Genomic DNA, 14,880 nt, shown 5'->3' on the forward strand with positions numbered 1-14,880 from the left:
CCTCTGGAAAACGACGGTGTGACGAATAACGAAAAGCTGCCTTTTGGCGGCTTTTTTGCTTTTTGCCTTCCGCTCGGGCAAAAAGCCCCATCTCCGCTAGTCCTGTCAATTCCGTTTGCGGCCTCAGACTCGTCCCCCGGTTTTCCCCTTTCGTCATCATCCCCCTGCCTGCTCCGTGCCGGCTGTCGGTGTTTCCTACTACTGTTCCTGCGATCGGCCCCCGCCCCTGTTTCTCGCGAGCACGGGCAACAGAGGGGCAGATGGACTGCGGCTACTGGCCTTCCACCGGAGTGCTGGGTGTCGGGGCACTGGGCGGCGGCGGGGCCAGGGGATTGAAGCCCGGTTCGCCGTAGCGGTTGGCCTCTTCCGGCGGGGGGGCCGGGGGCGGTTCGACGGGCAGGGGCTCGGGTTGCGGCGGCGGGCTGGTCGGGGCGGGGGCGCGGCGGGAGCTGTGGGGCGGGGGCGCTTCCGGCGCGGGGGCCAGCAGTTGGGTTAACCAGTCCCGGCCCCAGGCCAGGACGCGGGTGAACAGGCTGCTGTCCTCGGGTTCGGCGAAGCGGGCCTTGGCGTCGATCTGGCGCGAGCGCAGGGCCTGCTGGAAGAAATCGCCCACCATGGGCAGGGCGCTGTGGGCGCCCTGGCCCCAGTAGTCGCTGCGCAGGGTGATGCGGGCATCGTTGAAACCGACCCAGGCGCCGGCCACCAGTTGGGGGTGCATGAGGATGAACCAGCCGTCCGTGTTGTCCTGGGTGGTGCCGGTCTTGCCGGCCACGTCGGCGCGGATGCCGAAGCGGCTGCGGATGGCGCTGCCGGTGCCCCGGTCGATGACGCCGCGCATGGTGTCCACCAGGGTGTAGGCCACCTTGGGCGGCAGGGCCGGTTCCGGGTCTGCCGGGGCGAATTCGGCCAGGATCTTGCCCTTGCCGTTTTCGATGCGGCTCACCAGCACCGGCTCCAGGTAGCCGCCGCCGTTGGCGATGGTGCCGTAGGCGGCGACCATCTCCCTGAGGCTCACCGGGCTGGTGCCCAGGGCCAGGGAAGGCACCGTTTCCAGCCGGCTCTGGCGGATGCCCATGGCCTGGGCCAGGCGGGCGACCCGCACCGCGCCCACTTCCTGCATCAGCTGGGCGGTGACGGTGTTTTTCGACAGGGCCAGGGCGGTGGCCAGAGTAATGGGCTGGTTGCTGGGGGGATCGTGGTCCGCGGGGCGCCAGATTTCGCCGCCGGCCAGGGGGATTTCCACGGCCTGGTCCATGCGGCTGTCGCCGGGCTGGGCGCCCCGCAGGAAGGCGGCGCCATAGACGAAGGGCTTGAAGGTGGAGCCGGGCTGGCGCTTGGCCTGCTGCACGTGGTCGAAGGCGTCCTGGCTGAAGTCCCGGCTGCCGACCCAGGCCCGGACCTGGCCGTTGCGCGGGTCCAGGGCGAGGAAACCGGCCTGGATGCGGGTCTTCTGCTGGCGCAGGGCGGCCATGAAGGCCTTGTCGGCTAGGAGCTTCTTCAGTGCCTCCTCCTGGCCCAGGCCGGCGGCGACGGCGCTGCGGTATTCCGGCGTTTCGCCCACCAGGGTGCGCACCAGGGGATTGGCGGCGTTCCAGCCGCCGCGGCGGTTCCAGGCCGCGTCGGCCTGGTTCTGCAGCACGTAGCCCTGGCGCGCCACGGCCTGGTTGGCCCAGGCCTGCAGGCGGGAATCCAGGGTGGTGTACACCACCAGGCCGTCGGCGTAGGCGTTGTAGCCGTGGTCGTCGGCCCAGGCGATGAGCCATTTGCGCAGCTGTTGGGCGAAGTGGGGGGCCGGGCCTTCCGGCTCGCTCTGGCGCTCGAAGTCCAGGCGCAGGGGCTTTTTCTTCAGGCTGTCGAACTGGGGCGGGGAGAGCCGCTCCCGCTTCACCATCTGGGCCAGGACGATATTGCGCCGCTGCACCGCCCGTTCCGGATTGAGCACCGGGTTGTAATAGCTGTTGCCCTTGAGCATGCCCACCAGGGTGGCGCTCTGCAGCACGTCCAGGTTGCCGGCGGAGGTGTCGAAATAGGTACGGGCCGCCATTTCGATGCCGTAGGCGTTGTAGAGGAAGGGCACCGTGTTGAGGTAGGTCTCGAGGATTTCCTCCTTGGTATACAGGGCCTCGATCTTGAGGGCGGTGATGGCCTCTTTCAGCTTGCGCGTCAGGGTGGGGGCCCGGCCGATCTCGTCCGGGTAGAGATTGCGGGCCAGCTGCTGGGTCAGGGTGGAGCCGCCCTGGCGGTCGCCGGAAAAGGTGTTGAGGGCGGCGCCGGCGGTGCGGCGCCAGTCGATGCCGTGGTGCTGGTAGAAGCGGTGGTCCTCGGTGGCGATGAGGGCCTCCACCACCCGGGGCGACACCTGGGCCAGCTTCACCCATTCCCGGTTGGCCCGCTTGAACACGGCCAGTTCCTTGCCGTCGGCGCTGAGGATGCGGGCCGGCTGCTCCTGCTTGGCCTTGCGCAGGTCGCTGATGCCCGGGGTGAAGGGGATCAGCAGCAGGGCGTAGGCCAGCAGCAGGGCCGGCGGCAGGGCCAGGAGCAGCAGCACGCCGCGCCAGCCGAGGCGGCGCAGGCGTTGCCAGTAGTCGAGGAGAAGGGTCTGGAGGCGAACGGGGAAGGTGTGGGGATTCAAGGGCTGGATCGCTTTCCGCTGTCTGGCCGCTGCCCTTGCCGCAGGCGGGGCGGGACCGGACTTCTTGGCTGGCGCTGGAACGGCTGCCTGGCGCCAATTTTATCGCTGCACCGCAATAGTCGGGGAATTATCGGACGCAAGCTCCCGTTTTCGGCAATGGCCCTTGTTTTTCAACGATTAAATGTGATCCGGCAAGGCCGGGACGCCGCGCCGGGGCCGGTGGACGGCCCGCCTGTCATACAAGCAGGATGGGCGTTGCCGGCCCGAATTTGGTAATCTGACGCCCGTTTTGTTTAGCCTGTCGCGGCGTTTTTGCCGCTTTGCCCGAAACGGGGAAAAAAAGCACCATGAGCAATCCTTCCGATTACAACGCTTCGTCGATCACGGTCCTCAAGGGCCTGGAACCGGTGAAGCAGCGTCCGGGCATGTACACCCGGACCGAAAATCCCCTGCACATCATCCAGGAAGTCATCGACAACGCGGCGGACGAAGCCATTGCCGGTTTCGCCAAGAGCATCCTGGTCACTGTCCATGTGGATGGCTCCATTTCCGTGGCCGACAACGGCCGCGGCATTCCGGTGGAATTGCACCCGGTGGAAAATGCGCCGACGGTGGAAGTGGTGTTCACCCGCCTGCACGCGGGCGGCAAGTTCAACAAGGGCGCCGGTGGCGCCTACAGCTTCTCCGGCGGCCTGCACGGGGTCGGCGTTTCCGTCACCAACGCCCTGTCCACCCGCCTCGAGGTGGAAGTGGCCCGGGAAGGCGGCATGCACCGCCTGGTCTTCGCCGCCGGCGACGTGGTGGAACCCCTGGCCCGCATCGGCGATGCGCCGAAGAAGGCCAGCGGCACCCGGGTGCGCGCCTGGCCCGACGCCAAGTATTTCGATTCCCCCACCATCCCCATGGGCGAGCTGGAGCACATCCTGCGCTCCAAGGCCGTGCTGCTGCCCGGCGTTGCTGTCACCCTGCACATCGAGCGCAGCGGCGAGACCAAAGAATGGGCCTACAAGGACGGCATGCGCGGCTACCTGGCCGAGCTGCTGGACGGCACCGACCTGGTGATTCCCATGATCGTCGGCGAGAAATACGCCGGCAAGCCGACCAACGGCGACGGTTTCGCCGAGGGCGAGGGCGCCGCCTGGGCCATCGCCTGGACGGAAGAGGGCGCCCTGGCCCGGGAATCCTATGTGAACCTGATTCCCACCCCCGGCGGCGGCACCCACGAATCGGGCCTGCGGGACGGCATCTTCCAGGCCGTGAAGAGCTTCGTGGACATGCACAGCCTGCTGCCCAAGGGCGTCAAGCTGCTGCCGGAAGACGTTTTCGGCCGCGCCAGCTTCCTCCTTTCCGCCCGCATCCTGGACCCCAGCTTCCAGGGCCAGACCAAGGACCGCCTCAATTCCCGGGACGCGGTGAAGCTGGTCAGCGCCATGTTCCGCGACACCTTCGAGCTGTGGCTCAACGAGCACGTGGAATACGGCAAGAAGCTGGCCGAGCTTTCCATCAAGCAGGCCCAGAGCCGCCAGCGTTCCGCCCAGAAGGTGGAAAAGAAAAAGGGCAGCGGCGTCGCCGTGCTGCCGGGCAAGCTCACCGACTGCGAATCCGACGATATCGAGCGCAACGAACTGTTCCTGGTGGAAGGCGATTCCGCCGGCGGTTCCGCCAAGCAGGGCCGGGACAAGGAATTCCAGGCCCTCCTGCCCCTGCGCGGCAAGGTGCAGAACAGCTGGGAAGTGGAGCCGGACCGGCTCTACGCCAACGTGGAAATCCACAACATCGCCGTGGCCATCGGCGTGGACCACCACACCCTGGAGAGCGACACCAGCATCGACGGCCTGCGCTACGGCAAGGTCATCATCATGTCCGACGCGGACGTGGACGGCAGCCACATCCAGTGCCTGCTCCTGACCCTGTTCTTCCGCCATTTCCCCAAGCTCATCGCCAACGGCAACATCTACGTGGCCAAGCCGCCCCTGTTCCGGGTGGACGTGCCGGGCCAGGGCAAGAACCGGCCGCCGCGCAAGATCTACGCCCTGGACGAGAACGAGCTGGAAGCGGTGAAGGACAAGCTGGTCAAGGAAGGCATCAAGCTCGAAGCCCTCTCCATCTCCCGCTTCAAGGGCCTGGGCGAAATGTCCAGCGAACAGCTGTGGGACACCACCCTCAACCCGGACACCCGCCGTCTGGTGCGGGTGGAATTCGGCGACTACCCCATGGAAGAGACCATCACCAAGATGAACATGCTCATGGGCAAGGGCGAAGCCAGCTCCCGCCGCGAATGGCTGGAAGTGCACGGTAACGAAGTCGAGGCGGATATCTGACCATGACCCACAAGAACGACGACACCCTGAGCGGCGATCTCTTCGCCGCCGACGACAACAAGGCGACTGCCGCCGAAGTGGCCCAGGCCGAAGCCGTGGCCGAACACCTGATCGAACAGGCAGCGCAAATGGACGGTGCCCTGGAAGCCGCATCCGGCGGCGATGCTGGCGATGCCGAGGCGGAGATGCCCGTGGCTGCTGCCTCCGGGGGCAGCGGTGGCGGCAACAACCTGGCCCCCCTGCCGCCCCTGCCGACGGACGCCGATTCCGCCCCCCTGGCCCTCTTTGCCGAGCGGGCCTATCTGGAATACGCCGTCAGCGTGGTCAAGGGCCGGGCCCTGCCCGATGTCTGCGACGGCCAGAAGCCGGTGCAGCGCCGCATCCTCTACGCCATGAACGAGCTGGGCCTGACCAGCGGCGCCAAGCCGGTGAAGTCCGCCCGGGTGGTGGGCGACGTCATCGGTAAGTACCACCCCCATGGCGATTCCTCCGTCTATGAAGCCATCGTCCGCGTCGCCCAGGATTTCTCCCTGCGCTATCCCCTGGTGGACGGCATCGGCAACTTCGGTTCCCGGGACGGCGATACCGCCGCCGCCATGCGTTACACGGAATGCCGCCTCACCCCCATCGCCCAGCTGCTGCTGGGCGAGCTGGACATGGGCACCGTGGATTTCCAGCCCAACTACGACGGCGCCTTCCAGGAACCGGCCCTGCTGCCGGCCCGCCTGCCCATGCTGCTGCTCAACGGCGCCTCCGGCATCGCCGTCGGCATGGCCACGGAAATGCCCAGCCACAACCTGCGGGAAGTCTCCGAAGCGGCCATCGCCCTGATCAGGAAGCCCGAGCTGTCGGTGGCCGACCTCATGGAGTACATCCCGGCGCCGGACTTCCCCGGCGGCGGCCAGATCATTTCCACCCCCGCCGACATCCGCAATGCCTACGAGACCGGCCGCGGCTCCCTCAAGGTGCGCGCCCGCTGGAAGGTGGAAGAACTGGCCCGGGGCCAGTGGCAGCTGGTGGTCTATGAACTGCCGCCCTCCGCCTCCAACCAGAAGATCCTGGAAGAGATCGAGGACCTGACCAATCCCAAGGTCAAGACCGGCAAGAAGACCCTGACCCAGGAACAGACCCAGACCAAGCAGCTGATTCTCTCGGTGCTGGAAAAGGCCCGGGACGAATCCGACAAGCAGCACCCGGTGCGCCTGGTGTTCGAACCCCGTTCCAGCCGCCAGGATGCGAACGAGTTCATGAACATCCTGCTGGCCCACACCTCCATGGAATCCTCGGCCCCCATCAACATGGTGGCCATCGGCCTGGACGGCCGGCCGCGGCAGAAGACCCTGAAGGACCTGCTGGCCGAGTGGATCGCCTTCCGCTTCGACACCGTGCGCCGCCGCACCGAGCACCGCCTGGGCAAGGTGAACGACCGCATCCACATCCTGGAAGGCCGGCACATCGTCTTCCTCAACATCGACGAAGTGATCCACCTCATCCGCGAGTCGGACGAGCCCAAGGCCGCCCTGATCGCCCGTTTCAACCTCTCCGACCGCCAGGCCGAAGACATCCTGGAAATCCGCCTGCGCCAGCTGGCCCGCCTCGAAGGCATCAAGATCGAGCAGGAACTGGCCGAGCTGCGGGAAGAGAAGGCCGGCCTGGAAAACCTCCTGGCCGACGACAAGGCCATGAAGAGCCTGATCATCAGCGAGATCAAAGCCGACACCAAGAAATACGGCGACGAGCGCCGCACCGTGGTGGAAGCCGCCGAGCGGGCCGCCGTGGCCCAGGTGGTGGTCAACGAACCCGTCACCGTGCTGCTCTCCGAAAAGGGCTGGATGCGCACCCGCCAGGGCCACGGCCTCGACCTTTCCACCGTCGGCTTCAAGGAAGGGGACCGCCTCTTCGCCGCCCAGGAATGCCGCACCGTGGACAACGTGGTGGTGCTGCTCACCGACGGCCGGGCCTGCACCGTGCCCGTCTCCAGCCTGCCCGGCGGGCGCGGCGACGGCGTGCCGGTGGCCACCCTCATCACCATCCCCAGCGGCGCCAAGGTGGCCCAGATGGTCTGCGGCAACGCCGAACAGCGGGTGCTGCTGGCCGTTTCCAGCGGCTACGGCTTCACCTGCCGCATCGGCGACATGCTCGGCCGCAACAAGGCCGGCAAGCAGTTCATCAGCGTCGAGCCGGGCGACACCATCCTCTCGCCATGGACCTTCGACAGCCACGAAACCCTGCTCGCCATCAGCAGCGGCGGCCGCCTGCTGGTGTTCCCCATCGCCGATGTGAACGAGCTGCCCCGGGGCGGCCGTGGCGTCATCCTGATGAAACTCAACGAAGGCGACACCCTGGCCGCCGTGGCCGTCGCCGCCTCCGACGAGACCCTGCAGATCCGCTGCATCTCCAAGACCGGCAAGGAAACCCAGATGTCCGTGACGCCCAAGGACGTGCAAATCTTCCTCAGCGCCCGGGCCCGCAAGGGCGAAGCCTTCATCGGCAGAACCCAGCCGGTGGGCTTTGTACGGGAGACGCCGCTGAAGTAGGGCGGTTGATGGGAAAAGAAAAAGGGGCGCTTAGGCGCCCCTTTTTTGACTGCTTCCGACCCATTACTGCCGGTCAGCCCCTGAGAAAGCGGACGCTCAGCCTTTGACACGATTAGATCGCGTTGGTGAATTTGCTCGATAAAAAAGGGCGCATCGAGTCAATATTTAAATATCGACGTTGTTATTGTCGGTATTTTTCTCTGAACGTACTTCAATCCCCCATGGAGGTAGCCGTCTCCAGATACAAACTCATCGACATATGGAAGTACGGCAACCGACATCGTGAGATCCTTTGAGTCAGATGACCGAGTCCTCCTTGTAGGGTCACTTGCACGATAGTCAGAAAGATGCCGTTCTGTGTTCATTGAGGGGCATGACTCATACATTACCTCCCAGTTGTTCAAGCAGTGCTCGACAACATCCTTGAAAGAGAATCCTATCCGTTCGGCCTGAAGCATAACCTCCTGCGGGATACGGGAACGAATCAAAGAAAACAAAGCTTGCTCGTTCCTATCTGAAGTAAAGAGCCCTTGTTTTGTCGCTATTTGTAGCTTATTAAGGATGTTGGCGTGCTCTCTGTGGCTAGCTGCCATTCCGTCTCGATGCCTTTGTGCCATACAAGCCCGTAAGAAATCTATAGGCTGGACGTTTGGATGACTATCTGGAAGCAGATGATATCTCTCAGCGAAAGGCTTAATCGGTTGCACCTCCAGATTCAGCAAGGATGAGCGCACGTAGTTGCCAACTTCTTTCCGCTGTATTTGCTCGAAAGACTCTATCCAAACGCATTTATTCTGCAGTGCGGAGTTGAGCAAATGCTCTGCGATCTCTGCATTATCTGTTTGTGCGAACTCATCCAGTAGTTCTTCGGAGAGAACCAGTTCTACGTCTGATTGCAAGAGAATTTCGGAGACCCTAGAACATGTCGGCTCCCTCTTCTTTTCAAACGCGTTGATGTAGGTGTTGTTGTCTAGAAATACTCTCTTCATAGCATGCAGCTAAAAAATAAGTGAGCAAGTGTGCATCCACAATGAACAATGCTCAAGGGCTATTCAGAGAACCAATGTCGGCAATTTGGCGCGAGAGATGATTGGCCGCTTATGGCCGAAAGTGAATATAGCTAGGTAGTGATTCGGCTCAAAGCACTAAAGGCCGGTCCATCATTGCATCGTCAATTTTGGCGAAGAGCCGTCACCATTGTTCGGCCGACAAACACTCATTCCCCATCACTGCCTCACCGCCTTCCCCTGAATCGCCCGATTCAGGGCTCGCACCACTTCCCTCAACCTGATTTCCAATGTCTCCTGGCCGGCCTGGGAGGCGCTTTGGTCTTCCATGGCGGCGCGGGCCATGCGGATCAGGGAGTGTTCCTGTTCGCTGCTGAGGCCCAGGCGGACGAAGGCGTCTTCCATTTCGTGCAGGTGGGCGATCAGGGCGGCCTGGGCTTGCAGGCGCTGTTCCTGCTGCCGCTTTTCGATTTCTTCCAGGGTGACGCTGAGCTGGGTGACGGCCTGGACGATGGCTTCGGCCTGGGCCAGGCGCAGGTTTTCCGTGCCCAGGGCTTGCAGCCGGGCTTCGGCGGCTTCGGCGACGATGGCCAGGTGGTCCCGCAGGCGGCCGACCCGGTCCGGGTCGTCCTGGGGCAGTTGGGGAATGAGCAGGGTCACCAGGGGGTAGTTGATGACCATGCGTTCTGCGGACTGGACGATGCGCGGCAGGTTGCGGGCGTATTCGAGGATGGCGCTTTCCAGGGGGGCTACCGAGCCCTGGCTGCTGAAGTGCAGGGGGGCGTGGTCGGGGCTGCGGATTTCCACGGCGCCCTGAAGGCCGTAGCCGCCCAGGGTGTTGAAGATTTCCTGGGCCAGTTCCCGGGGGCTGAGGGCAAGGAAGGACTTGCGCATGAATTCGAGCACGGCGCCCATCTCGCCCATGGAGGACATGGCGGAGAAGGCCACGGTCTGGGCCATGTCGGCCCGGGAGGCGAGGGAGTCGCGCAGTTCCAGCTGGCCGATGGCCTGGCGGATCTTGCGCGTCAGCTCGTCGGGCATGAAGGGCTTGACCAGGAAGTCGTTGCCGCCCGCGTCGTAGGCCGCCAGCCGGGTTTCCATGTCGTCGTGGCTGGAGATGAAGAGCACGTGGGGCCGCTCGTGGCCGTCCTGGCGCAGGGCGCGGCAGGTGGCGATACCGTCGAGGCCGTCCATTTCCACGTCGAGGATGATGATGTCGGGCTGCTCCTCCACCCGGCCCAGGCAGGCCTGGCCATCCTCCAGCTCGATCATGGTGAAGCCCTGTTCTTCCAGGCTGTTGGTGGTGACCAGCCGGGCCAGGGGGTCGTCGTCGACGATGAAAATCTTCATGGTTCCTCCCGCAGATTACTGATTGCTGATGTGAATTGGTTCAGTCGCTAAATTCGGTGGCGGTGCGCACGAAGGCCCGCTCCTGGGCCTGCATGGCGGCCACCACGGTGGGGTCGAAATGCCTGCCGGCCTGGCCGACGATGTAGGCCAGGGCTTCGTCGTGGGGCATGGGCGGCTTGTAGACGCGCCGGGAAATGAGGGCGTCGTAGACGTCGGCCACGGCCATCAGGCGGGCCGAGACGGGAATGTCCTCGCCCTTGATGGCCTGGGGGTAGCCGCCGCCGTCCCAGTGCTCGTGGTGGCCGTAGGCGATCTCCATGCCGTAGCGCAGGAAGTCGTTGTCTTCCCCCACTTCCTTGGCCACCTGGGAAATGGCATCGCGGCCGATGCGGCAGTGCTCGCGCATGATTTCCCACTCGGCGGCGTCCAGCTTGCCCGGCTTGAGCAGGATGCGGTCGGGGATGCCCACCTTGCCGATGTCGTGCAGGGGGGCGGACTTGTAGAGCAGGGTCACCACCTGGTCGTCCAGGTGGCGGCGGAAGTCCGGGTGGTCCTGCAGTTCCAGGCCCAGGATGCGCACGTAGTTCTGGGTGCGGCGGATGTGGTTGCCGGTCTCGTTGTCCCGGGCCTCGGCCAGGGAGCAGAAGGCGCGGATGGTGGCCTCCTGGCCGGAAATGACCTGCTGCTTGCGCTGCAGCAGCTCCCGGGTCTGCTCCATGTATTCCCGGGTGCGCTGGGCCACCAGGGCTTCCAGGTTTTCGTTCTGCTCCCGCAGCTGGCGGCTGGTGGCGGCCAGCTGCAGGTGGGTGCGCAGGCGGGCCTTGATGCCGGGCATGGAGAAGGGCTTGTGGATGAAGTCCACCGCGCCCAGGGCCAGGCCCCGGGCTTCTACGTCCGGGCTGTCGAGGGCGGTGATGAAGATCACCGGCAGTTCCCGGGTGGTCGCATTGGCCTTGATCTGGCGGCAGAGGGAAAAACCGTCCAGGTGGGGCATGACGATGTCGAGCAGGAAAATGTCGGCCCGGCCGCCCTGCTTCAGGTAGAGCTGCACGTCGGTGCCGTCGGGGAAGGTGCGCACCTCGTAGTCTTCCTGGAGCATGGCCTCCAGCAGCAGGAGGTTTTCCGCCTGGTCGTCGGCGATGACGAGGATGGGCCGGGAGGTCATGGCGCGTTCTCCTGCAACTGGTCCAGATACTGGTGGATGGTGGCGAACAGCCGCTCCAACTGGTCCGCCAGTTCGCCGGCCAGGACCGCGCTTTCCGGCTCGCCGGCGGCGGCGGCGTATTCCAGGCGGCGGGCCAGGGTGGCGGTGGGTACGGCGGCCAGGTTGGCGGCGGAGCCGTAGAGAGCATGGCCGAGGCGGCGCAGCCGCTCCAGGTCCGGGTTGCAGGCCAGGTCCCGCAGTTCGTCGGGCAGGCGGCCGTTGCTTTCCAGGAACAGGCGCAGGAAGCGCTCCATCAGCCCGGGCTTGACCCCCAGGCGGCTGCGCAGCTGGGGCCAATCTATCGCGTCGGAATCGAGGTCGCTAGCAGGGGGAGGCGGTGGGGTTGTCGGGGTCGGCAGCGGGTTGGGCGGGGCCTGCCACAGGGGCGAGGGCCGGGCGTCGCTGCGCACCACCCGCAGGATGGCCTCCACCAGGGCATCGAGCTGGTAGGGCTTGCCCACGTGGTCCACCATGCCAGCGTTGAGGCAGTTCTGCCGGTCTTCCAGGGTGACGTTGGCGGTGACGCCGATGATGGGCAGTTCCGGGTACTGGCGGCTCACTTCCCGGGCCGCGGTGTAGCCGTCCATGACCGGCATCTGGACGTCGGTGAGGAACAGCTGGAAGTCCTGGGGGCCGCGTCGTTGCAGGGTTTCCACCGCCTCCAGGCCGTTCTCGACGCAGACGATGCTGGCCCCTTCCGATTCCAGCAGTTCCCGCAGCACCAGCCGGTTGGCCTGGTTGTCCTCGGCGATGAGGATGGAGATGCCGCCCAGGCGGCGCTGGGGGTCCGCCGCCGTGGTGCCGGTGGCGCACTGGCCCAGGGCCAGGGATTCCACATGGCAGGCGCGCAGGGGCCGCTCCAGGTATTGCAGCTCCGGCGCCAGGGGGCTGGGCGGGGGCAGGCAGCCGGGCTGGTGCAGCACGGCCACCCGTTCGCCCCGTTGCAGCAGACGGCCGAGGAGGGCGGGTTCCACCTTGACGTCGGCGACGACCAGGGCCAGGCCTCTGGGGGTGGTGGCCGCGTCGCCGCCGATGATGGCGGTGGAAATGCCGTAGGCCGCCAGGGTGGCGGCCAGCTGGCGCCGGTCCTCCTGCTCGAAGCCGAGCAGGCCGACCTGCAGGGGCGGGGAGGGCTGGGCCTCGACCACGTTGTGCATGGGGATGCGGATGGAGAAGCAGGTGCCCTGGCCCGGGGTGGATTCCACCTCGATGCTGCCGCCCATCATCTCCACCAGGCGCTTGGTGATGGTGAGCCCCAGGCCGGTGCCGCCGAAGCGCCGGGAGGCGCCGCCGTGGCCCTGCTCGAAGGCGTGGAAGAGGCGCCCCAGCTGCTCCCGGTTCATGCCGATGCCGGTGTCGCGGATGCTGTAGATGAGGTCCTGGCCGTCCCGCTCCTCGCGCAGGGTGATGCTGCCCTGATCTGTAAACTTGAGGGCATTGCCCAGCAGGTTGAGCAGCACCTGGGCCAGGCGCAGGGAGTCGCCGTCGAAGGCGGCGGGCAGGTTGTCGCTTTCCTCCACCCGCAGTTCCAGGCCCTTCTGGAAGACCGAGGCGGCCATCAGCTTGACCACGTGGTCCACCACCTCGCAGGGATTGGTGGGCTGCATCTCCAGCTTCATCTTGCCGGCTTCGATCTTGGAGAAGTCCAGGATGTCGTTGATGATGCCCAGAAGGTGCTGACCGGCGTCATGGATGCGCTGGAAGCCAATCCTGGCGCGGGATTCCGGCGTCTCCCGCTGGCCCAGTTGGGCGAAGCCGAGGATGGCATTGAGCGGGGTGCGGATCTCGTGGCTCATGTTGGCGAGGAACTCGCTCTTGATGCGGGCCAGCTGCTCCGCCGCCTCCCGCGCCGCTTCCCGGGTGGCGTCGGCCTGGCGTCGCTCGGTGATGTCCTGCAGGGTGCCCACCACCTGCAGGCGGCCCTGGCGGCGCTGCACGTCGAAGGTGTCCGCCACCCAGCGGCAGGTGCCCTGCTGCAGCACCCGGTATTCGAAGAGATGGCGCCCTTCGGTGTGGAGGGCCTGGCCCATGGCCTGGGCCATGGCTTCCCGGTCCTCCGGGTGGATGGCCTGGAGGAATTCGGCGAAGCTGCCTTGGTGCAGGTCGAACAGGGTGTTGCCGCTGAGGGCCGGCAGGTGGCATTCCAGTTCCGGGTCGTATTCCCAGGCCCCCAGGCCGGCGGCGGCGATGGCCAGGCGCAGGCGGGCCTCGCTGGCCCGCAGTTCGGCGGAGCGGGATTCCACCAGCTGTTCCAGCTTGTCCCGGTGCTGCTCCAGTTCCACCTGGGTCTGGCGCAGGGCCTGCTCGGCCTGCTTCAGCTCGCTGACGTCGGTGAGGCTGGCGACGATGCCGTCGATCTGGCCGTTCTGCATCAGGGGCTGGTAGCGCAGGCTGATGTGGTAGGTGCCCCGGCCGGGCCTGTCCACCGACAGCTGGAAGCGCACCGACTGGCCTTGCAGCGCCGCCTGCAGGTGGGGCAGGGCTTTTTCGAAGCGGTCCGCCGGCAGCAGCTCCTGCAGGGCCAGGCCGCGGATGCTCTCCGGCGTGTGGCCGAGGAATTCGGCGAATTCCCGGTTGCACAGGCACACCCGCAGGTCCCGGTCGTAGATGGCCAGGCCGTCGCCGGCGTTGAGCACCAGCTGCTCGTAGCGCTGCTGGTTGAGTTCGGCCAGCTTCTTGTCGTGGATGTCGATGTTCATCCCCACCCAGGCGCCGATGCGGCCGTTGGCCAGGCGCAGGGGCACGGCGCGGCAGTGGGTCCAGCGCCACTGGCCGGAATGGTGGCGCAGGCGGTGGTCCATCTCCAGGATGGAGTTCTGGCTCAGGGCCTGGCGCCAGCGCCGGGCCAGTTCCTCCTTGTCTTCCGGGTGGATGGAGGCCAGGCGCAGATCGCCGTCGGCCATGCTGCTGCCGGTGTAGGCCTGCCAGGAGGGCGAGTCCTCGAAGATTTCGCCCCGGGCGTTGCAGCTCCACACGATCTGGGCCGAGGCTTCCACCAGGGCCTTGTAGCGGGCTTCCGTCTGCAGGGACTGGTGCTGGGCCTGGCTGATGGCGGTGACGTCGGTGTTGGTGCCGATGATGCGGCGTACCTGGCCGTCGTTGCGGATGGCCATGGCGCGGCAGAGCACGTCGTGCCAGGTGCCGTCCTTGCTGCGCATGCGCAGGACCTGCTCGATGCGTTCCCGGCCGGTGGCGCCGGTGGCGTCGCTGAGGATGGCCATGGCCCGGGTCAGGTCGTCCGGGTGGATGAACTGGCGCCAGGTCTCCAGGCTGCAGGGATATTCGTTTTCGCCGTAGCCGAGCATGGTGAACCAGCGGGGCGAGAGGTAGAGGGCGTTGCTGCTCAGGTCCCAGTCCCAGAGGCCGTCGTTGGTGGCGGTGAGGGCCAGGTCGAGCCGTTCCCAGACGATCTCCAGCTCCCGCTCGATGCGCTGGCGCCGCTGCTTTTCCTCGCTTTCCTCGATGCTGCGGCAGATGGCGGGCATGAGTCGGGCCAGCCGGTCCTTGAGGACGAAGTCGGAGGCGCCCAGCCTGAGCAGGTCCACCGCGTCCTCGTCCATGAGGGAGCCGGAGACGACGATCACCGGCACCTCCGGCTGGCGCCGGCGGATCAGATGGAAGGCGTCCTCGAAGGAGAGGCCGGGAATGGAGTAGTCGCACAGCACCACATCCCAGTGGCGATCCTCCAGGGCCTCGTTGAGCTCGTCCACGTTGCCGACGTGCCGGGTTTCCACCGGGATATCCCCGTGGCTGAGGCTGCGGGCCAGGAGCAGGTAATCGCTGGCCATGTCCTCGATGACCAGGATGTGCAGCGGCGAGAGCATGGGGC

General features: G+C 65.8%; 7 protein-coding genes. 2 read left to right on the plus strand and 5 right to left on the minus strand.

Features of this window, described 5'->3' with window-relative positions; all coding sequences use genetic code 11:
• Positions 1-271: 271 nt before the first annotated feature.
• Positions 272-2,632, minus strand: a complete 2,361-nt coding sequence (locus tag AZSP09_RS02650) for a penicillin-binding protein 1A (RefSeq protein WP_152089093.1) — start codon at positions 2,630-2,632, stop codon at positions 272-274.
• Between the two features lie 347 nt (positions 2,633-2,979).
• On the opposite strand from AZSP09_RS02650, the gene AZSP09_RS02655 reads away from it, so the two are divergent.
• Positions 2,980-4,953 carry a DNA topoisomerase IV subunit B gene (locus tag AZSP09_RS02655; RefSeq protein WP_152089094.1) on the plus strand — a complete coding sequence of 658 codons (1,974 nt, stop codon included), beginning with the start codon at positions 2,980-2,982 and terminating at the stop codon, positions 4,951-4,953.
• A gap of 2 nt (positions 4,954-4,955) precedes the next feature.
• Positions 4,956-7,490 (plus strand): DNA topoisomerase IV subunit A, encoded by a 2,535-nt coding sequence (gene parC / locus AZSP09_RS02660; protein ID WP_152089095.1) that lies wholly within the window; start codon positions 4,956-4,958, stop codon positions 7,488-7,490.
• A 158-nt stretch (positions 7,491-7,648) separates the two neighbouring features.
• Here the strand turns inward: parC and AZSP09_RS02665 are convergent, their stop codons facing one another.
• The 4 genes from AZSP09_RS02665 to AZSP09_RS02680 all read right to left on the minus strand — a co-directional run bounded on the left by AZSP09_RS02665 (position 7,649) and on the right by AZSP09_RS02680 (position 14,875).
• Entirely contained in the window at positions 7,649-8,479 is an 831-nt protein-coding gene (locus tag AZSP09_RS02665) for a hypothetical protein (protein WP_152089096.1), read from the minus strand.
• Positions 8,480-8,716: 237 nt separating this feature from the next.
• Positions 8,717-9,847 carry a response regulator gene (locus AZSP09_RS02670; protein WP_014237810.1) on the minus strand — a complete coding sequence of 377 codons (1,131 nt, stop codon included), beginning with the start codon at positions 9,845-9,847 and terminating at the stop codon, positions 8,717-8,719.
• Between the two features lie 40 nt (positions 9,848-9,887).
• Entirely contained in the window at positions 9,888-11,012 is a 1,125-nt protein-coding gene (locus tag AZSP09_RS02675) for an HD domain-containing phosphohydrolase (RefSeq protein ID WP_130458601.1), read from the minus strand.
• Positions 11,009-14,875, minus strand: a complete 3,867-nt coding sequence (locus AZSP09_RS02680) for a PAS domain-containing protein (protein WP_152089097.1) — start codon at positions 14,873-14,875, stop codon at positions 11,009-11,011. The genes AZSP09_RS02675 and AZSP09_RS02680 overlap by 4 nt, the downstream gene beginning before the upstream one ends.
• Positions 14,876-14,880: the final 5 nt, after the last annotated feature.

Origin of the sequence: Azospira sp. I09, from assembly GCF_009177135.1 — a bacterium.
Taxonomy (GTDB): Bacteria; Pseudomonadota; Gammaproteobacteria; order Burkholderiales; family Rhodocyclaceae; genus Azospira; species Azospira oryzae.